This window comes from Streptomyces cinereospinus, from assembly GCF_042430725.1.
In the GTDB taxonomy this organism is placed as follows: Bacteria; Actinomycetota; Actinomycetes; order Streptomycetales; family Streptomycetaceae; genus Streptomyces; species Streptomyces cinereospinus.
In genome coordinates, this window is record NZ_JBHMCY010000024.1 from 61,138 (window position 1) to 79,726 (window position 18,589).

The 18,589-nt window shown below is 73.7% G+C and carries 16 protein-coding genes; 10 read left to right on the forward strand and 6 right to left on the reverse strand.

What is annotated here, in order from left to right:
- Positions 1-5: 5 nt before the first annotated feature.
- Positions 6-914 (reverse strand): LysR family transcriptional regulator, encoded by a 909-nt coding sequence (locus ACFF45_RS15035; protein ID WP_381346517.1) that lies wholly within the window; start codon positions 912-914, stop codon positions 6-8.
- A 117-nt stretch (positions 915-1,031) separates the two neighbouring features.
- Between ACFF45_RS15035 and mgrA the strand changes: the two genes are divergently transcribed.
- Positions 1,032-2,021, forward strand: coding sequence for an L-glyceraldehyde 3-phosphate reductase (mgrA, locus tag ACFF45_RS15040; protein ID WP_381346519.1), 990 nt, complete (start codon positions 1,032-1,034; stop codon positions 2,019-2,021).
- A 481-nt stretch (positions 2,022-2,502) separates the two neighbouring features.
- Positions 2,503-2,913, forward strand: coding sequence for a hypothetical protein (locus tag ACFF45_RS15045; protein ID WP_381346521.1), 411 nt, complete (start codon positions 2,503-2,505; stop codon positions 2,911-2,913).
- Positions 2,914-2,946: 33 nt separating this feature from the next.
- On the opposite strand, the gene ACFF45_RS15050 is transcribed toward ACFF45_RS15045, so the two are convergent.
- Complete coding sequence (locus ACFF45_RS15050; RefSeq protein ID WP_381346523.1) at positions 2,947-4,212, reverse strand: streptophobe family protein; 1,266 nt, start codon at positions 4,210-4,212, stop codon at positions 2,947-2,949.
- 381 nt (positions 4,213-4,593) lie between these two features.
- On the opposite strand from ACFF45_RS15050, the gene ACFF45_RS15055 reads away from it, so the two are divergent.
- On the forward strand, positions 4,594-5,049 hold the full coding sequence (locus ACFF45_RS15055; protein WP_381346525.1) for an ATP-binding protein: 456 nt from the start codon (positions 4,594-4,596) through the stop codon (positions 5,047-5,049).
- Positions 5,050-5,097: 48 nt separating this feature from the next.
- Here the strand turns inward: ACFF45_RS15055 and ACFF45_RS15060 are convergent, their stop codons facing one another.
- Positions 5,098-5,985: an RNA polymerase sigma factor SigF gene (locus ACFF45_RS15060; RefSeq protein WP_381346552.1), complete on the reverse strand. Its 888-nt coding sequence runs from the start codon at positions 5,983-5,985 to the stop codon at positions 5,098-5,100.
- A 319-nt stretch (positions 5,986-6,304) separates the two neighbouring features.
- Here ACFF45_RS15060 and ACFF45_RS15065 point away from each other — a divergent pair, with 319 nt between their 5' ends.
- A complete protein-coding gene (locus tag ACFF45_RS15065) occupies positions 6,305-6,760 on the forward strand; it encodes a helix-turn-helix domain-containing protein (RefSeq protein ID WP_381346553.1) in 456 nt (151 codons plus the stop codon).
- A gap of 142 nt (positions 6,761-6,902) precedes the next feature.
- On the opposite strand, the gene ACFF45_RS15070 is transcribed toward ACFF45_RS15065, so the two are convergent.
- Positions 6,903-8,111, reverse strand: a complete 1,209-nt coding sequence (locus ACFF45_RS15070) for an epoxide hydrolase family protein (protein ID WP_381346527.1) — start codon at positions 8,109-8,111, stop codon at positions 6,903-6,905.
- A gap of 163 nt (positions 8,112-8,274) precedes the next feature.
- Between ACFF45_RS15070 and ACFF45_RS15075 the strand changes: the two genes are divergently transcribed.
- The 4 genes from ACFF45_RS15075 (at position 8,275) to ACFF45_RS15090 (ending at position 12,276) form a co-directional block, all read left to right on the forward strand.
- On the forward strand, positions 8,275-8,757 hold the full coding sequence (locus ACFF45_RS15075; RefSeq protein WP_381346529.1) for a VOC family protein: 483 nt from the start codon (positions 8,275-8,277) through the stop codon (positions 8,755-8,757).
- Positions 8,758-9,393: 636 nt separating this feature from the next.
- Positions 9,394-10,593 carry an esterase-like activity of phytase family protein gene (locus ACFF45_RS15080; protein ID WP_381346530.1) on the forward strand — a complete coding sequence of 400 codons (1,200 nt, stop codon included), beginning with the start codon at positions 9,394-9,396 and terminating at the stop codon, positions 10,591-10,593.
- 132 nt (positions 10,594-10,725) lie between these two features.
- Positions 10,726-11,526, forward strand: coding sequence for a VOC family protein (locus tag ACFF45_RS15085; protein ID WP_381346531.1), 801 nt, complete (start codon positions 10,726-10,728; stop codon positions 11,524-11,526).
- A gap of 60 nt (positions 11,527-11,586) precedes the next feature.
- Positions 11,587-12,276 carry a ribonuclease H family protein gene (locus ACFF45_RS15090; protein WP_381346532.1) on the forward strand — a complete coding sequence of 230 codons (690 nt, stop codon included), beginning with the start codon at positions 11,587-11,589 and terminating at the stop codon, positions 12,274-12,276.
- A gap of 68 nt (positions 12,277-12,344) precedes the next feature.
- Here the strand turns inward: ACFF45_RS15090 and ACFF45_RS15095 are convergent, their stop codons facing one another.
- Together ACFF45_RS15095 and ACFF45_RS15100 are read right to left on the reverse strand one after the other, a co-directional pair.
- Positions 12,345-12,707 (reverse strand): hypothetical protein, encoded by a 363-nt coding sequence (locus ACFF45_RS15095; protein WP_381346533.1) that lies wholly within the window; start codon positions 12,705-12,707, stop codon positions 12,345-12,347.
- Between the two features lie 477 nt (positions 12,708-13,184).
- Positions 13,185-13,880 (reverse strand): CAP domain-containing protein, encoded by a 696-nt coding sequence (locus ACFF45_RS15100; RefSeq protein WP_381346534.1) that lies wholly within the window; start codon positions 13,878-13,880, stop codon positions 13,185-13,187.
- Between the two features lie 557 nt (positions 13,881-14,437).
- Between ACFF45_RS15100 and ACFF45_RS15105 the strand changes: the two genes are divergently transcribed.
- Together ACFF45_RS15105 and ACFF45_RS15110 are read left to right on the forward strand one after the other, a co-directional pair.
- A complete protein-coding gene (locus ACFF45_RS15105; RefSeq protein ID WP_381346535.1) occupies positions 14,438-16,003 on the forward strand; it encodes a M1 family metallopeptidase in 1,566 nt (521 codons plus the stop codon).
- Between the two features lie 298 nt (positions 16,004-16,301).
- On the forward strand, positions 16,302-18,293 hold the full coding sequence (locus ACFF45_RS15110; RefSeq protein ID WP_381346536.1) for an N-acetylmuramoyl-L-alanine amidase: 1,992 nt from the start codon (positions 16,302-16,304) through the stop codon (positions 18,291-18,293).
- The last annotated feature ends 296 nt before the right edge of the window (positions 18,294-18,589 follow it).

Genomic DNA, 18,589 nt, shown 5'->3' on the forward strand with positions numbered 1-18,589 from the left:
CCGCATCACGCGCCGTCGCACGACGGCGCGTCAGCGACCTCCGCGTCGAGGAGCGCCATCAGCGCCCGGGCCGCCGGGCTCGTCGCATCCCGGGGCGGCAGCAGGGCCACCGTCTCGTAGCCCGACCCGCCGACGCCTTTCAGGGGCAGTGCGGTGAGCGAAGGGCGCTTGTGGCGGAAGTGGTGCGGGACGACGGCGATGCCCAGGTTCTCGTCCAGCAGGTCGAGCAGGCTGTGCACGTCGTTCACCTCCAGTGCCACCGCCCGCCGTACGCCGGCCCTGGCGAACGCGGCGTCCGTGGCGCGGCGCGGCCCCCAGTCGGGGTGGAAGTCGACGAACACCTCGCCGCCCAGCTCCTGTGGCGTCACCGGCGCGCCGGCGGCGGCCAGGCGGTGCGTCGGATGGCACAGCGCCGTCATCGGCTCGTCGGTCAGGGGCACGTAGCGCAACTGCTCGGCGTCCTCCGGCGTGCGCACCGCGAAGGCCAGGTCCAGGCGCCCCGCCGCGACCTCCTCCGCCAGCGCGCCCGTGCCCGCCTGCCGCAGGCAGATCTCCACGTCGGGGTGGCGGTGCCGGAACGCGGCGAGCAGCCGCGCCACGTTCACCCCCGCGATGCACTGCTCGGTACCGAGCGTGAGCATGCCGCGCAGCACGCCCTGCACGGCCGCCACCGCCTCATGGGCCGCCCGCACCTGCGCCAGGACCCGCTCGGCCTCGCCGAGCAGCGCCCGCCCGGCCGGGGTGAGCGTCACCCGGCGGGTGGTCCGCACGAACAGCGGGGTCTGCAACTCCCGTTCCAGCGCCCGGATCGAGGCCGAAAGGCCCGACTGGGACACCATCAGCCGTTCGGCCGCCCGGGTGAAGTGCTGGTCCTCGGCGACCGCGACGAAGTGCTGAAGATGGCGCAGTTCCATGACTGAGAAGCGTAGTCGCTGAATTCCATCGGATTCTTCTGTTGGACCACTGCCCGCAGGTCACGACAGAGTGAGAGCCACACTGTTCGCTTCCGTGCCCACCCCTCTGGAGTCGCGTTGTACACGGCACACCCCGACCGCTACACCGAGATGCCCTACCGGCGCACCGGCCGCAGCGGCCTCAAGCTCCCCGCGCTGTCGCTCGGCCTGTGGCACAACTTCGGCCCCGACCGGCCGGTCGAGACCCAGCGCGCCATCCTGCGCCGCGCCTTCGACCTCGGCGTCACCCACTTCGACCTCGCCAACAACTACGGTCCGCCGCCCGGGGCCGCCGAGTCCGCGTTCGGCGAGGCGCTCACGGCGGACCTCGCCCCGTACCGCGACGAGCTGGTGATCTCCACCAAGGCGGGCTACCTGATGTGGCCCGGCCCGTACGGCGAGTGGGGCTCGCGCAAGTACCTGCTGTCGTCGCTGGACCAGAGCCTCACGCGGATGGGCCTGGACTACGTCGACATCTTCTACTCGCACCGCCCGGACCCGGAGACTCCGCTGGAGGAGACGATGGGCGCCCTGCACTCCGCCGTGCAGCAGGGCAAGGCGCTGTACGTCGGCGTCTCCAACTACTCCCCGGAGCAGACCCGCGAGGCCGCCCGCATCCTGGGCGAGCTGGGTACCCCGCTGCTCATCCACCAGCCGCGCTACTCCATGCTCGACCGGCGCCCCGAGGAGGGACTGCTGGACGCCCTGGACGAGCTGGAGGTCGGCTCCATCGCCTACTCTCCGCTGGAGCAGGGCCTGCTCACCGGCCGCTACCTCGACGGCATCCCGGAGGACTCGCGGGCCGCGAGCGACAGCCCGTTCCTGAACTCCGAGGCGCTGACCGAGGAACTGGTCGGCCGGCTGCGGGCACTCGCCGACATCGCCAAGTCGCGCGGCCAGTCACTGGCCCAGATGGCCCTCGCCTGGGTCCTGCGCGACGGCCGGGTGACCTCCGCCCTGGTCGGCGCGAGCAGCCCGCAGCAGCTGGAGGACAGCGTCGCCGCGATCGGCAACCTCGGCTTCGACGCGGACGAACTCGCCCGCATCGACGCCGCGGCCCGGCCCTGACCCGTCGCGCCCGCGGCCGTGCCCCGGAGGCGAACCACCGCCTCGGGGGGCACGGCCGTCGCCGTTCCCGCCCGACGAACGACGTGTTCGGGCCAGCCGTTCCGCGTCCATTCGCTTTCGCCGCAGCCCTGCGCGCGGAACGGCGCCGAATTGCCCGCGCGCCTTTCCGGCCGTCCCGGCGGTGTACTCCACTCGAAATGATCTGGAAGGTTTTCCGCGCGGGTCGCGTGAACGGGAAAGACGCCGCGCGGAAGTGATCGCTCCGCTTACCGCCGAGGAACCGTGCCGTCCGGCCTGCGCACCTTACCCGTAGCATTCTGGCCAATACGTGCGGTGAATATGCCAGGAGACTGGCCGGAAAGACGTGGTGACAGTGGTTCAAGAGTGAAGATACTCGAACGCCAGGGACTGTTTCACCGCACGGGAGCCGCACCGAAAGCGAGGTATCACCGCAAGCGGGCGATGCGACGGGGAGGCGAACGTGCACGACGAATTCCTCTGCCATGTCACGGCGTACGGCACCTGCGGCGGCCGGCGCGTCGGTGTGCCCCTCGGCACCTACCGGGCGCCCACCCTGGCCCTCGCGCTGTGGTGGCTGCGCGACCGTGCCACCTGGATCGCCGAGCGGCTCGATCCGCGGCCGGGCGACGCGCCGTTCCCGCCGAACGCGCTGATCCCGGTCGGCGCCGGAGTGGCCGACGTGCCGTCGGTGCTGCGTGCCTGGTGCGCGGATCCGGCGCAGCAGGAGCTGATCGCGGACCAGCTGGCCGCCGGGCGGCTGGTCAGGATCGCCACCAGTGACGACACCACGGAGTACGAGCTGCTCGCCGAGTCCGTCGACGCCCTGCGGATGCAGCGCACCATCCCCGCCCTCGTCGTCCCGGTCGCCTGACCCGGGCCGTCGCCGCCCGGTGCACCGCCGCCGTCACGTCCGGGGCCCCGCGCCCCGTCGCCGTACCGCCCGGGCCGGCAGGCCGCCGAGGAGACCGGCCGCCGCCCCCCACAGCACCGCGAGCCCCAGCGCGGACCAGAGCCGCGGCCGCAGGAACAGCTCACCGGCGAGGTCGCCGCCCAGGTCGCCGATGCCGAGCACGGACAGGCCGTAGGACGCGGAGACACGGCAGGTCAGGCAGATCATCAGCACGGTGAGCGCCAGGGCGACGGCCATGTGCGCGGCGTGCCGCCACAGCCGCGTCCCGGCCGGCGCGCGCACCGCCGCCCCGAACGCCGCCGCGGCCACCAGGACCACCGCCACGGCCACCAGCCACCACCACCGGCCGTCGTGGCCGGCCAGCGTGCCGACGTTCAGGGCCTGGACCTCCGAGGAGCGCAGCACCTGGTCCAGCGCGGGCGGCACCGGCAGCGCGAACGGGCCCTCCACCCGGCCGTCCCAGGTGGCGCCCAGGCCGAGGGTGAGCCCGAGCCACGCCAGGTTCGGCAGCCCGAGCAGCAGCACGGCGAAGGTGTCGGCCGGCTGCCCCCGGCCGGCGACGACCAGGCCGACGACCAGGCCCAGGCCGACGTACGCGAGCAGCAGGGCGACCATCGCGGACGCGGCCGGGCGCGCCGGCTCCCGCAGCCGCTCCAGGCGGCCCGGCAGCGGTGCGGCGCGCGAGACCAGCAGCGCCAGCGCCAGTACGCCCGCCAGCCACAGCAGGCCGAGGAGGAGGGACGACGGCACGTCGGTGGTGAAGCCGACCTCCGGCGTGACGCCGAACAGGTCGGCGATGTCGCGGACCGCGCTGTCGCCCAGCGAGATCCGGAAGGTCTGCCGGGCCGCGAGGGCGAGACCGAGCAGCCCCAGCAGCCACAGGACGGCCACCCTGCCCGCCCACGCGCCCAGCTCGCCGGGGCCCGCCGGCGCCCGGTGCCGCAGCGGCCGCAGGAAGCCCGCGGCGGTCACCAGGGCGCCGGCCAGGGTCACGGACAACGGGATCACGGTCAGCTCCGCCGTCGTCCCGGCGAGACCGCCGGCCTCCCCGGAGAACTGGACGACACCGCCCACCGAGGTGACGACGGTCGCCGCGACCACCCGCGCGAACGCCCCGTCCGGCAGGTCCGCCGCCCCCGCCGCCCACAGCCCCAGCGCGGCGACGGCCACCATGGCGATCAGTCCCGCCGACGCCACGACCAGGGCCTGCGCCCAGCCGCGACGGGACGGTGCCTGGCCGGAGGGGGTGCGCGCGCTCACGCTGTCACGCTAAGCAGCCCCGGCACCCGGCGCGCGCCGGAGGGTCCGTTCGTGCCGCGCGCCTCACACCCCTCACGGGCTTCTCGGCCCCTCCGGTCGTTTCTGCGATTTCGGCCTCCCGTTCAGACCTTTCCCGACTTCGTCGCCCGGCGGCAGTAAGTTGTTTGGTGTGAATTGCCGGTGCATGCGGCTTTTGTGGATCGGCAATGGCCCGTCACCGAGGGCGCGAACGCGTTCGTCCTCCGCGTACACGGGCTCCGAATCCCCCGCAATGGCTCCGGCGATGTGGCGACTCCGGCACTATGGACTGCGGCGCCCGGGCCGGGGTACGAGGACTGGTGCAGTGGCGTCCGGCATGGCCGGCTTCGGAGAGAGACACGCATGATCGAGCACGGGGACGGGGCCGTCGTACCGACTGGTTTCGACGTGCCCGTGGAGCCGCTACGGCAGGCGGCGCACTACACGGGCGAGCCGGGATGCATCGCCGAGGCGCGTTCCCTCGCCTCACTCTTCCTGGAACAGCTCAGGACCGAGTGGTGCGCCGAGATCGACGCCCGTGCCGAGGGCGCGGTCCTCCTCGTGGTGAGCGAACTGGTCACCAACGCCGACCGGCACAGCAACGGGCCGTACATCCTGGAGCTGGAGGGCACGGACAGCGTCACGTCGGTGTCCGTCTACGACAGCAGCGCCGCCCTGCCCAGGCGGTTCCCGCGCGATCCGGCCCGGGTCGGCCGGCACGGTCTGGAGATCGTGCACGCGCTGGCGGCCGAGGTGACCGTCGAACGGGTCCCGGTGGGCAAGCGGGTGCGCGCGACCGTGCGGCTGGACGGACAGTGAGCCCCCGGCAACCGCCGAGGGCTCACCTGAACGCGTGCGGCCGTGCCGTCAGGCGCAGCCCAGCTCTCCGAGCATCCCCCGGCGCAGCCGGACGATGATCCGCTTGAGCAGCCGGGACACATGCATCTGGGAGCAGCCGAGCCGCTCGCCGATCTCCGCCTGGGTGGCCTCCTCCACGAACCGCAGGTGCAGGATCTGCCGGTCGCGTTCGTCGAGCTCGGCCATGAGCGGGGCGAGTGACTGGAAGTCCTCCACGAGCCGCAGCCCGTGCTCCTCGACGCCGATGAAGTCGGCCAGGACCGCCTCGCCGTTCTCCGGGCCGTCGCCGGTGAGGGCGGCGTCCAGGGAAGCGGAGTTGTAACCGTTGGCGGCGATCTGCGCCTCGATGACCTCGTCCTCGGAGATGTTCATCAGCGTGGCGAGCTCCGCGACCGTGGGGTCCCGGTCCAGCCGGCTGGCCAGTTCCTCGCGGGCCTTGGCGAGTTCGACGCGGAGCTCCTGCAGACGGCGGGGGACGTGCACGGCCCAGGTGGTGTCGCGGAAGAACCGCTTGATCTCGCCGACGATGTAGGGCAGGGCGAACGACGTGAACTCGACCTCACGGGAGAGCTCGAACCGGTCGATGGCCTTGATCAGCCCGATCATCCCGGTCTGGACGATGTCCTCCATGTCGTCCCCGCGGTTGCGGAACCGGCCGGCGGCGAACCGCACCAGCGACATGTTCATCTCGATGAGGGTGTTGCGCGCGTACTGGTACTCGTGCGTGCCTTCCTCGAGTTCGGCCAGGCGCGCGAAGAACTGGCGGGACAGCTCTCGCGCGTCGCGCGGAGCCACGGTCCGGGGGTCCACGACTTCCGGCTTCGGCCCCTCGTCCGTCCTGGCGACGGGGCTGTCCTTGACGGCTACTGCCTCCGACCCGGTCACGGCGGTGTCCATTACCTCTCCCACGACAGTCATGGTGCGACGTCTGCCTCTTCGGCTCGTGTCGTCCTCGGTTCCAGGCGTCGCACACCGGTGAGCGACCGGAACGCGACGGCGTATCCACGCGTGTACCCGGCCTTCCGCATCGCATGCTCCCTATTTTGCCGACGGCGCGAATCGGCGGCCCGGCCCGGGGTGTCAACCCGGCCGATCACTCAGCGAGTTGAGGTAATCTGACACTATTTTGGTTGATATGTCCTATTCCACCGAGGGCGGAATGCCGCGGGCTTCCCCTCGCGGCGCGCGAATCTAGGCTGAAGAGGTGAGCAACCACATGCCGAAGAACGACCGAGTGCCCGACGAGCGGACGACGCCCGGCGAGGCCCGTGTCCTCCCGTTGCGCCCGCAGCGCGCCCGCCCCGGGACCGCTCGCCCGGAGCCCGCCCGCCCGGCGACCGGCCGGCCCGCCGACGCACCGTCCCTGCCCGCCGCCAGGGAGCCGCTCTGGCGCGACCTGGTCGGTGACGTGCTGCGACGGGAAAGGCTCGCCCAGGAGCGGACGTTGCAGGACGTCGCCGACGCCGCGCGGATCTCGATGCCGTACCTGTCGGAGGTGGAACGCGGCCGCAAGGAGGCCTCCTCGGAGGTGCTCGCGGCAGCCGCCCACGCCCTGGGCCTCGGCCTCGGTGACCTGCTGGCGCGGGCGCACAGCGACCTCACCCGGCACCGGCACGCGCGCGGCCGGGCCACGTCCGCCGCGCCCCGCAACGGCCTCTGCCTGGCCGCCTGACGCCGGTCCGGCGCCTCGGACAGGGTGTGCGTGCGCGCTCCTCGGGTGTCGGACGGAGGCGAAGGGCCGTGCCGTCCACTCCCGGCCCGGGCCCGTGGCGCATCGCTCTGCCCGCGGCGAATCGTCGCCACGGGCAGGGCGCTCACCCGCCTTGCCCCGCGCGCAGCTGCCGGAAGAACGCCCGTACGTCCTCGACCAGCAGGTCGGGCTCCTCCATCGCCGCGAAGTGCCCGCCCCGGCCGAACTCCGTCCAGCGCACGACGTTCTCGGTGCGCTCGGCCCGGTGCCGCAGCGGGAGCTGGAGTTCCGCCGGGAACAGGGCCACCGCGGTCGGCGCGGCCGACGGCTCCTGGGGGCGGGCGGCCCGGCCGGAGGCGTGCGCCCGCTCGTAGTAGATCCGGGCGGACGAGCCGGCCGTGCCGGTCAGCCAGTACAGCGTCACGTTGGTGAGCAGCAGGTCCCGGTCGACGGCCTCCTCGGGCAGCTCCTCCGAGTCCGTCCACTCCCGGAACTTCTCGACGATCCACGCCAGCTGACCGACCGGCGAGTCGGTCAGCGCGTACGCCGGCGTCTGCGGCCGGGTGGACTGGAGGACGGCGTACCCCGTGCCCTCCCGCGACCACGCGCTCCACCGCCGCCAGGAGGCGAGCGTCCGCTCCCGCTCCGCGCCGCTGAGCCCCGCCAGTTCCTCACCCGTCGGCTCGGTGACCGCCTGCGCGCCGGGCAGCAGGTTCAGATGGACGCCGATCACCCGGCCGGGACGGACGCGGCCCAGCTCGCGGGAGATCACCGCGCCCCAGTCGCCGCCCTGCGCCCCGAACCGCTCGTAGCCGAGCCGGCGCATCAGCTCCGCCCACGCGTCGGCGACCCGGCCCGCCTCCCAGCCGGTGTCCGTGGTCGGCCCGGACAGCGGGAAGCCGGGGATGCTGGGCAGCACGACGTGGAACGCGTCGGCCGGGTCCCCGCCGTGCGCGGCCGGGTCGGTCAACGGCCCCACCACGTCCAGGAACTCCACGATCGAGCCCGGCCAGCCGTGCGTGACGACCAGCGGGGTGGCGTCCGGCTCGGGCGAGCGGACGTGCGCGAAGTGGACGTTCGCCCCGTCGATCGTGGTGGTGAACTGCGGCCACGTGTTGAGCCGCGCCTCGGCCGCACGCCAGTCGTACGTGTGCCGCCAGTACCCGACGAGCTCGCGCAGGTAGTCACCGGGCACGCCGTACGCCCAGCCGACGTCCGGCAGCTCGTCGGGCCACCGGGTGCGGTCCAGGCGGTCGTGCAGGTCGTCGAGGTCGCGCTGCGGGACGTCCAGGCGGAAGGGCCGGATGCCGTCGGCGGGCGGGGGCGGCGTCATGGAGGCGATGCTAGGGGGAGTCCCGCCGGCCATGCCGGGGTCGCGACACCCCCCGGGCGCGGACCGCGGCGGCGGGCGCACGGATCCACGACGCGACCGATGAGTTTCCGGTGTCCCGCCGGTCCCTGTCCCACGACCGCGTTCCCCGCCTCAGGAGGTACTCATGGCCATCGATGGATTCACCACGTGTCTCTGGTTCGACGACCAGGCCGAGGAAGCCGCACACCACTACGTGTCGATCTTCAAGAACTCCGGCGTCGGGCGCGTCGCGCGCTACGGCGAAGGCGCCCCGCAGCCCGCCGGCTCGGTGATGACCGTGGAGTTCACGGCCAACGGCCAGAGGTTCGTCGCGCTCAACGGCGGACCGCAGTTCACGTTCACCGAGGCGATCTCCTTCCAGGTCTTCTGCGCGGACCAGGAGGAGGTCGACCACTACTGGACCCGGCTCACCGAGGGCGGCGGCGAGCCCGGCCCCTGCGGCTGGCTGAAGGACAAGTACGGCGTGTCCTGGCAGGTCATTCCGGACGGGCTGATCGAGCTGATCAGCGACCCGGACCCGGGCAAGGCGCACCGCGCCACCCGGGCGATGACGGCGATGGGCAAGCTGGACATCGCCGCCGTGCGCGCGGCGCACGCAGGCGAGTGACCCGTGGGGCGCCCCGCGCGCCTCGGCCGGCCGCCGGCCGGCTCCACCGGCAAGGCAGCCGAGCCGGCCGAACGCCGGGGCACCGGGACCGGGCCGCCGCACCGACCACCCGCGTGATCTCCCGCGCCATCGGCACGGGAGCGCTCGCCGGTGCCCTCCGGGCAGTCGCAGAGCGCGGTGCCGGAGTAGGGCGCGCCGGTGTACGCCGCCCGCAGTTCCCGGCGGACTCCTGACCGATGACCTGCTGGTTCTCCGTCGCCGGCGAGTCGCCGGGGTACAGCACCGTGGGCGCCCGCGCGGGGCGCCCTGCCGGGTGGCGTCCGGCGTCCCGGGGCATGGCGGGCCTGGACACGGCCCGGGCGCCGCGAGGCGCGGGCGGCGGTCCGGTGCCCGGCCCGGACGCGGGATCCCCGCAGCCGCCGAGCAGCACCGCCCCGGCCGGCAGCAACCCGGCCACCCACCGCCCGCCCGTACGGCATCTCCCGCCCCGCCCGCCGACCGGGCCGCCCAGGCAAGCACAGCCCCGGCGGCGGACGGGAGACCCGCACCGGACACGACGGCCGCGACCGCACGCGTGTCCGGTTTCGTCTTCCGGCGTTGGCGTGCCCGTCATACGGTGTCTCTACGGTGCCCGCCATGAGAAGACTTTCGATCTTGCTCGGCGCCGTCGTCCTGACCGCGGCGCTGGCCTCTCCCGCGGCGGCCGGGAACGGCTCAGCGGACGGCGGCTTCGGGCGGGCGACGCTCACCGGGTTCGCCTCCCTGCCGGCCGAGACGTTCGTGCCGGACAGCGAGCCGTCCGGTGCGCTGATCGGGGCCGGTCCGTTCAACGGCATCGCCGCGCCCTTCGCGGACCAGCCGGTCCAGGGCTTCAGCGGCATCGTCAACCGGCACGACGGCACCTTCGACGTGCTGTCCGACAACGGTTACGGCAACCAGGCCAACAGCGCCGACTACCTGCTGCGCGTGCACCGGATCGAGCCGGACCCGAAGACCGGCCGGGTCCGGGTGCTGGGCGGGTTCGGTCTGAGCGACCCCTACCGCAAGGTGCCGTTCGCGCTCACCCGCGCCGACCGGGTGCTGACCGGTGCCGACTTCGACGTCGAGTCGATCGTGCGGGTCGCCGACGGCACGTACTGGGCGGGCGACGAGTTCGGCCCGTTCCTGCTGCACTTCGACGCCAGGGGACGGCTCCTCGACGCTCCCGTCGCGCTGGACGGCGTCCGGGCCCCCGAGAACCCCTGTCTGGACGGGGCCCAGCCCACCCTCGGCGGCAGCAAGGGCTTCGAGGGCCTGGTCCGCTCCGTCGACGGCCGCCGCCTCTACCCGCTGCTGGAGGGCACCGTCACCGGTGACACGCCCGGCGACCTGCGGTTCAGCGAGTTCGACCTGAGCCGCCGCGGCTACACGGGCAAGCGGTACGTCTACCGTCTGGAGTCGACCGCGCACGCCATCGGCGACGCGATCGCCGTCGACCGGCACCGCTTCCTCGTCATCGAGCGGGACGGCGGCCAGGGCGACGCGGCGCGGTTCAAGCGGATCTACCTCGCCGACACCCGCGACCGCGACGGCGACGGCGCGATGGACAAGACGCTCGTGGCCGATCTGCTGGACCTCGCCAATCCCCAGGGGCTCGGCGGCTTCGGGGAGACGTTCCGCTTCCCGTTCACCACCATCGAGGACGTCGTCCTGCTCGACGACCGGACGCTGGCCGTGCTGAACGACAACAACTTCCCGTTCTCCTCCGGCCGGACGCCGGGCCGGGCCGACGACAACGAGTTCATCACCATCCGGCTGACGGACCGCCTGCACGCCGACCGGCGCGCGCTGCGCTGACGTACGAGGCACGCCCGGCCGCCGAGCGTGCCCGCCCGAGGACTGCGGCGGCGCGCTCGGCGCGCGAGCGGCCCCGGGGCTGGCTAGCGTGAGGAAGGGGACGATCCCCCTCGACACGGAAGGGCCGCGGCCATGGCTGGGAAACCAGAGGGAACGCCCATTTGGGCCGACGCGATGTTCGGCGACATCGAGGGGGCCAAGACCTTCTACGGCGACGTCCTCGGCTGGACCTTCGGCGAGGCGACGTCGGAGTACGGCGACTACACCCAGGCCTACGCGGGCGGCAGGGCGGTCGCCGCCGTCGTACCGCCGATGCCCGGCCAGGAGGGGCAGCCGCAGTGGTGCCTGTACCTCGCGTCGCCGGACGCGGCCGCCACGGCGGACCGGATCCGCGCGCACGGCGGGCGGCTGCTGGCGGAGCCGATGCAGGTCGGCGACTTCGGCAGCATGTGCCTGGCCAGCGACCCGAGCGGGGTCGTCTTCGGGGTGTGGCAGCCGGGCACGCACGAGGGGTTCGAGGCCCCCATGGACCAGCCGGGAGCCTACTGCTGGGCGGAGGTCTTCACCCGCGAGCCCGAGAAGTCGGACACCTTCTTCTGCGCCGTCTTCCCGTACACGGCCCAGCAGATGGAGGACGACGGGGTCGACTTCCGGATCTACAACCTCGAAGCCGGTCCCGTCCTGGGCCGGATGAAGATGACCGACGAGTTCCCGCCGGACGTGCCGCACTACATCAACGTCTACTTCACCGTCGCCGACTGCGACGCCGCCGCCGCCCGCGCCACCGAGCTGGGCGGCGTGCTGCGGTTCGGGCCGATGGACAGTCCCTTCGGGCGGTTCGCCGCGATCAGCGATCCGCAGGGCGCGAACTTCTCGGTGATCGACACCACGACCACCGTGGGCGAGATGCCCGGCCTCAGCGACGTGTCCTGACCGGCTCCGCGCTCGGGGGCCCGGCCCATGCCATGGCATGGGCCATGGCATGATCGGACCATGCGTGAACGAGTGGTGGCCGCGTGCGACGGGGCGTCGAAGGGGAACCCCGGACCGGCGGGCTGGGCCTGGGTCGTCGCCGACGAGGGCGAGACCCCCGCCCGGTGGGAGGCCGGCCCGCTGGGCCGTACCACCAACAACGTCGCCGAACTCACCGCGCTGGAGCGGTTGCTGACCGCGACCGACCCGGGTGTGCCGCTGGAGATCCGGATGGACTCGCAGTACGCCATGAAGGCCGTCACCACCTGGCTGCCCGGGTGGAAGCGCAACGGCTGGAAGACCTCCGCCGGCAAGCCGGTCGCCAACCAGGACCTGGTCGTGCGCATCGACGAACTGCTCGACGGCCGCGCGGTGGAGTTCCGCTACGTGCCCGCCCACCAGGTCGACGGCGACCCGCTGAACGACTTCGCCGACCGCGCCGCCAGCCAGGCCGCCTCCGCGCAGCAGTCCGCGGGCAGCGGCCTCGGTTCGCCGGAGCCGCCGCCCGCGCCGGACGCCCCGCCGACCGCCCCGCGCCGCAGGTCGGCCACGGCCGGACCGGCCCGCAAGGGCGGCGGTTCCGCCCGTACGATCAAAGCGAAGTTCCCCGGCCGCTGCGCGTGCGGCCGCTCCTACGCGGCCGGCGAGCCGATCGCCAAGAACGCCCAGGGCTGGGGCCACCCGGAGTGCCGCACGGCCAACTCCGCGTAGTGCCCGGGGCACCGCGATGCGCGGCCCCCGAGCGGGAGCCGCGCACCGTGTGGTGATCGCTGCGACTGTCAGTGGTGGCCGTTGCCGTGGCCATTGCCGTGGCCGTTGCCACCCCGGCCGTCGTGGCCGTTGCCGTGGCCGTTGCCACCCCGGCCGTCGTGATCGTTGTCGTGGCCGTTGTCGTGGCCCTTGCCGCCCCAGCCGTCGTGGTCGTCGTGATCGCGATCGTGGTACCCGCGGTAGTCGCCGTGGTCCTTGCCGTCGCAGTCGTCCCACCAGCGGTTGTCGTGGCAGTCCTTGCTGTAGTGCTTGTCGTGGCCGGTCTGGGCACCGGCCGAAGCCGTGCCCGCTGTGCCGATCGCTGCGCCGCCCGCCATCAGAACGGTGGTGGCAGACGCCGCGATGAGACGCCTCGCGCGAAGTGATCGCATGGCTGTACCTTTCCTTCCATCGTCTCGCGCAGCTTCCACGCACGAGATGGATGGCCGCGGCCGCAACTGGTGAAGCGTGCGGCACGGTCATGGGCGTCGCCGCATAAAGGTGGGAAGCACCTCTCGGCCGCCGGCGCCGCTGGATCCCGCGCTGTGTCACGCGGGCGGCGCTACGGTCGCGGTCCTCGCTGTGCAGGAACCTGCCGGCCGGGGTGTGCCCCGGTTCGCGGCTTTCATCACTAGACGTTAGTCCGGCAGGCCTGACGCGGCATCTCGAAACGGGCCTATTCCGGAAATCGTTGAAATCGGATGCATAGCCGTACAAACACCTGTATTCAGCTGCGCAAGGCCGCCTGACGGTGGGTCGGGCACGCCCGGCGGCAGGACGGTACGACGGGTGGCGCGACATGCCGCTGCCGCCCCGGAACGGGTCCTGGGGCGGCAGCGGGCGGGGGAGGGGGGCCGGCGGGCGGTGCCTCAGCGGGCGGTGCCGAAGTCCTGCGTCCAGTAGTTGCCGGGCTGCGCGAGACCGACACCTATCTCCTGGAAGGCGCAGTTCAGGATGTTGCGCTTGTGGCCGGCGCTGGACATCCAGCCCGCCATGACCTGCTCGGGGGTGCTGTACCCGTGGGCGACGTTCTCGCCGTACGTGCTCCAGACGTACCCGGCTTCCGTGATCCGCCGGCCGGGGTCCGAACCGTCGGAGCCCGTGTGCGACATGGTGCGGTGGCTCGCCATGTCGGCGCTGTGCGCCTGCGCGGCCTGGGTGAGCTTGGCGTTCAGCTGCACGGGCGAGCAACCGGCCTTGCCGCGCTCGCTGTTCACCAGCGCCACCACCCGGTTCACGGCGCTGGAGTCCGGGGCCGCCGGGCCGGAGGTGCCCGGTGCCGTGGTGGCGGGGGCGCTCGGTGCCGTGGTGGCCGGCGTGCCCGGGGTCGTGGCGGTGGGCGCGCCGCTCCCGGCGCCCGCCGCCGGGCCCGGCACGGTGACGTGGCGCGCGTCGGAGGCGTGCGTCCAGTGCTGCCACTGGCGGTGGGGCGCGCCCGCCCCGGCGGTCTGGGTGCCCTCGTCGTTCAGGCAGGCCATGGCGGCGGACGGTACGGCCAGCGCGCTGAGGGTGACGGCGGCGACGGCTATGTGCCGATGACGCGTCTTCCTGCGGTGCTTCCTCATGGGACCTCGCTCGGTCGTCGCGGGTCGCCCCCGGTGGCCGACGCGGCCTGAATGCCGCGCCTGACCTGCGGTGACGTCTTCTGAGGTCGTCATTGTTAAAAGGGGCGTGAGCAGGCGGCAACGGGCACCACTCCTACCCGTCCTCGTAGACGCCGAAGGCCCTTGAACCGGGCGCGTGGGTGTGCACGCCCGGCTTCCGGCGACCGCCGCGGCGCCTGACGCCCCCTCAACGCGGTGCGCATGCCGGGCGGGTGGAACGCGGCGGCCGCGCCGGACGCACGGCGTCGGACCGGGCGCGCTGTTTGTCTGGTTCCGGGCGGCAAGTCCGGCTATATCGACCCGGGGCGATGTACTACCGAGCCACGTTGATGCCCGCCGGGAGTGTGAGGGATGTCACTGAGGAGGCCTGCAACCTTCTTTGATGCGTTCCGGCGACGGTGTAGTCCGCACGGATGGAGTGGGTGCGTATATAAACGGATTTACCGGGATCTTGCTGGCATAGTGCAGCCCATGGAGATCAGCCCCACCGGCAGCCGAGCCGTCCCGCGGGCGCCGCGGTGACGGCGACGAGCACCCGCCCCCCGGGCGCGGCCCGACCCCGGCGCCCCCGTGGCGCCCTGGCCGCCGCCCTCCTGTGCGCCGCCGGGCTCCTGTGCGCCGCCCTTCTCGCGGGCCCGCTCCCCTTCGGGGACCAGCGCCCCGCCGCGCAGCGCGGCACGCCCGCCGCCGGCCCGTCGGGCGCCGCGTCCGGCCCGGTCCCGTCACCGGGCGCGCCGGGCGTCGGCGACCCGCTCCTGCCGCTCGACGGCAACGGCGGCTACACCGTCCGCCGTTACACGCTCGCCTTCGACTGGCGCGCGCCCCGGACGCCCTTCCCCGCCGGCGCCACCATCGACGCCACCGCCACCCAGGCCCTGTCCCGCTTCCACCTCGACTTCGCGGGCAACACCCTGCGGCAGGTCACCGTCGACGGGGAACGGGCGAAGGCCGTCCGCGACGGCGACGAACTCGTGGTCACCCCCGCGCGGCCGATCCGCGAGGGCGGCGCGTTCACGGTGCACGTCGACTACACCGCCGACCCCACCCAGCAACGGGAGCGCGACGACGCGATCCGGGTGTACGGCTGGGGGCCGACGCCCGACGGCACCGTGGTGTGCGCCCAGCCCAACGGCGCCAAGATGATCTTCCCGGTGAACGACCACCCCAGCCTGCGGGCGCCGGTCACCTTCCGCATCACCACCCCGCCGGGCCTGACGGCGGTGGCCAACGGCCGGCTCGTCGAGCGTGCCGGGCGTCCCGGCGGCCGGATCCGGTGGACGTACGACTCCGAGCACCCGGTCGCGGCCCAGCTCGTCCAGCTGGCCATCGGCAGATTCACGTTCGCCGACAGCACCGGTCCCCGCGGACTGCCCGTGCGCGACGTGGTCCCGGACGGCCTGGTCGGCGACACCGAGGACCACCGGTCGCGCACCGCCGGGCACCTGGCCTGGCTGGAGCGGCGGCTCGGCCCGTACCCGTTCCGCCGCTACGGCGTGCTGGTCGGGGACACCGACCTGCCGGTCGCGCTGGAGACGCAGTCGCTGTCCGTGGTGCCGCGGGCCGTCCTGCTGGGCGACCGGGTGCGGGCCGAACGCGACCTCGTGCACGAGCTGGTGCACCAGTGGACCGGCAACAGCGTCGCCATCCGGCGCTGGTCCGACCTGTGGCTGAGCGAGGGGCACGCCCGGTTCTACGAGCGTCTCTACTCCGACGCGCACGGCGGCCCCGGCCTGGAGGACGCCATGCGGGCCGCCTACGAGCAGCACGACCAGTGGCGGCGCGACGCCGGGGCGCCCGCCGAGCCGGCCGAGCCGACCCTGTTCACGGTGATGCGGTACGACGGCTCGGCGCTGGTGCTCTACGCCCTGCGGGAGAAGGTCGGCGAGGAGGTGTTCGAAAAGATCGAACGGGCCTGGGTGACGACGTACCGGGGCCGGGTGGCCGGTACCCGGGACTTCGTCCGGCTCGCGTCCCGGGTGGCGGGCGAGGACCTCGCGCCGTTCCTGGACGCGTGGCTGTACGGGGAGCGGACGCCGCCCATGCCCGGGCATCCGGACTGGCAGGTGGACCCGGTGCTGTCCTGACGCCGCGCCCGCGACCGGCACCGGTCGTGCCGCGCCGGACGTGTCCCAACGGTCGTGCCGCGCCGGACGTGTCCCGGACGCGCCGCACCGGTCCGTACCGCCCGGTGCGCGCCCCGCGGCCGGTTGCCGCCGGGGCCTGAGGCCCTGCCGCTGACCGGGTGGCCTGTGGCGGGCGGCTGGTCCAGCCCGGTGACGCTTGGCGCGACGTGGCGCTGCGGGCACGGAAGCGTACGAGGGGTGACGTGGAGAGCAACTCCGCCAGTCCTGGTCGCGCCGAGCACCGCTGGAGGCCCTTGCTATGACCGAACCCGCCGCCGCCCGTGTCCCCGCCGCCGTACGCCGGCGCCGCCGCCGGGTCGTCTGCGTGACAGCGTCGCTGGCCCTCCAGGTCCCGCTGCTGGTCACCCTGCTGAGCGTGCCGTCCGCCGACACGGGCCCGGCGGCCGGGAGCGCCGCGGCGGACGAACGGCGCCTGCAGGACGTCTTCACCGCGGCCGCGGCCGAGTACGGCGTGCCGCGCAGCGTGCTGATGGGCGTCGCCTACCAGCAGTCCCGGTGGGACTCCCACCGGGGCGCGCCGAGCGTGGCCGGCGGCTACGGGCCGATGCACCTGGTGGACGCGCCCCACATCCAGGGCGCGCTGCCCGGCGCGGGCGTCCGGCGGCTCGCGGGTCCCCAGTCCTCCCCGCGCCCGCCCGACCCCCGGCGCAGCCGCACCGCGCAGCCGGCCGACCTGCAGCGCGCCGCCCGCCTCATCGGGGCCCCGGTGGAGCAGTTGCGCACCGACCCCGCCGCCAACGTGCGCGGCGGCGCGGCGCTGCTGGCGGCCACGCAGCGCGAGCTGGGCAAGCCGCTCAGCGCCGACCCGGCGGACTGGTGGGAAGCGGTGGCCCGGTTCCCCGGCACGGGTGACGGCGTGTCGGCGAACACGTTCGCGCACGACGTCTTCTCCGTGATCCGGCGCGGTGCCCGCCGCACCACGGACACGGGCCAGCGCCTCACCCTCCCCGCCAGCCCCGGGGTGCGGGCCCGTCCGCACGACCCCGGGCGGCCGAAGGACGTCGAGTGCCCGCCGGAGCTGTCCTGCTCCTGGGTCAGGGCCCCGCACGTGGAGATCGGCGACGGCGCGTACGGCAACTACGACGAGGCGGAACGTCCCCGGGACCAGAAGATCGAGTACATCGTCATCCACGACACCGAGGGACCCCTGCCGGCGATGCTCAAGACGGTCCAGGACCCCTACGAGGTGTCGTGGCACTACTCGGTCCGCTCCCGCGACGGCCACGTCGTCCAGCACGTCAGGACCGAGGACGCGGCCCGGCACTCCGGCAGCCAGTACGTCAACGCCCGCTCGATCGGCATCGAGCACGAGGGGATCCTCGCCCAGCCCGACACCTGGTACACCGAGCAGATGTACCAGGCCTCGGCCCGCCTGGTCCGCTACCTGGCCAGGAAGTACGACATCCCGCTGGACCGGCAGCACATCTTCGGCCACGACAACGTGCCGTCCCCCATGGGGGTCACCATCCCCCACATGCACGACGACCCCGGCCCCTTCTGGGACTGGCAGCACTACTTCGAGCTGCTCGGCGCGCCGCTGCGCGGCACCGCCGGGGCGGACGGCGCCATGGTGCTGATGCTGCCCGACTACACCACCCACAGGCCGCTGTTCACCGGATGCGCGACGAGCGGGGTCCCGTGCGCGCCGCACGGCTCCAGCGCCGTCCGGCTGCACACCGAGCCGCGCGACGACGCCCCGCTGGTCCAGGACCCCGGCCGCCGCCCGGACGGCGAACCCTCCACCGAGGACGTCAACGACCTGGGATCGCGGGTCTCGGCCGGCCAGGCCTTCGCCGTCGCCGGACGCCGCGGCGACTGGACGGCGATCTGGTACCAGGGCGGCCGGGCGTGGTTCAAGAACCCCCGGACGCGCCCGACGGCCGTCGCCACGACCGGCCGGATGGTGACCCCGAAGGACGGCCTCGACGAGATCCCGGTGTACGGGCGTGCCCTCCCGGAGCCGGAGGCCTACCCCGACGACGTACCGGTGCAGGACGAGTCGCCGCTGCCGTACGGCCTGCTCGCGGGCCAGCGCTATGTGACACAGGACCGCGTCACCGGTTCCCATGTCGACAAGTCGGGCTCCTCCGGCACCTTCCGGGTGGTGCAGGGCGACGAGGAGTTCTACGAGATCCAGTTCGGCCACCGGCTCGCGTACGTCCGCGCCGGCGACGTGGAGGTGGTGGAGGCGCCCGCCACCGCGGGAGCGCCGTCGGGGGCGCGCAGGTGACCCGCGCCCGCTCCGGCGCCCCGGTCGCCGGGGCGCCGGGCGTGCTGTCCGGACGGGTTGGTGACGCGGCCGGCTGGTGGGTGGCCGTGCACGTGCCCGGCCGCGTCCGCCGGGACGGCCGGGAGGCGGGGGCGGCGCCGGCCGCCGCGGGCGGAGGCGACGACGCAGGCGGTGCCGACGGCCGCGGTGGTGAGGGGACCGCGACGGGTGAGTTCCGGCATGCGGACCTTCGGGGGTTCGGTGGACGCTGTCGGCGCGCCGTTCGATCGACGGCCCCGCAGGCCTGTCGGGCCGCC

Coding starts and splice junctions, on each gene's coding strand:
- ACFF45_RS15080 (WP_381346530.1), top strand. CDS start 9,394: ATGAGAAGACTTTCGATCTTGCTCGGCGCCGTCGTCCTGACCGCGGCG.
- ACFF45_RS15110 (WP_381346536.1), top strand. CDS start 16,302: ATGACCGAACCCGCCGCCGCCCGTGTCCCCGCCGCCGTACGCCGGCGC.
- ACFF45_RS15065 (WP_381346553.1), top strand. CDS start 6,305: ATGCCGAAGAACGACCGAGTGCCCGACGAGCGGACGACGCCCGGCGAG.
- ACFF45_RS15070 (WP_381346527.1), bottom strand. CDS start 8,111: ATGACGCCGCCCCCGCCCGCCGACGGCATCCGGCCCTTCCGCCTGGAC.
- ACFF45_RS15075 (WP_381346529.1), top strand. CDS start 8,275: ATGGCCATCGATGGATTCACCACGTGTCTCTGGTTCGACGACCAGGCC.
- ACFF45_RS15100 (WP_381346534.1), bottom strand. CDS start 13,880: ATGAGGAAGCACCGCAGGAAGACGCGTCATCGGCACATAGCCGTCGCC.
- ACFF45_RS15085 (WP_381346531.1), top strand. CDS start 10,726: ATGGCTGGGAAACCAGAGGGAACGCCCATTTGGGCCGACGCGATGTTC.
- ACFF45_RS15060 (WP_381346552.1), bottom strand. CDS start 5,985: ATGGACACCGCCGTGACCGGGTCGGAGGCAGTAGCCGTCAAGGACAGC.
- ACFF45_RS15090 (WP_381346532.1), top strand. CDS start 11,587: ATGCGTGAACGAGTGGTGGCCGCGTGCGACGGGGCGTCGAAGGGGAAC.
- ACFF45_RS15055 (WP_381346525.1), top strand. CDS start 4,594: ATGATCGAGCACGGGGACGGGGCCGTCGTACCGACTGGTTTCGACGTG.
- ACFF45_RS15095 (WP_381346533.1), bottom strand. CDS start 12,707: ATGCGATCACTTCGCGCGAGGCGTCTCATCGCGGCGTCTGCCACCACC.
- ACFF45_RS15035 (WP_381346517.1), bottom strand. CDS start 914: ATGGAACTGCGCCATCTTCAGCACTTCGTCGCGGTCGCCGAGGACCAG.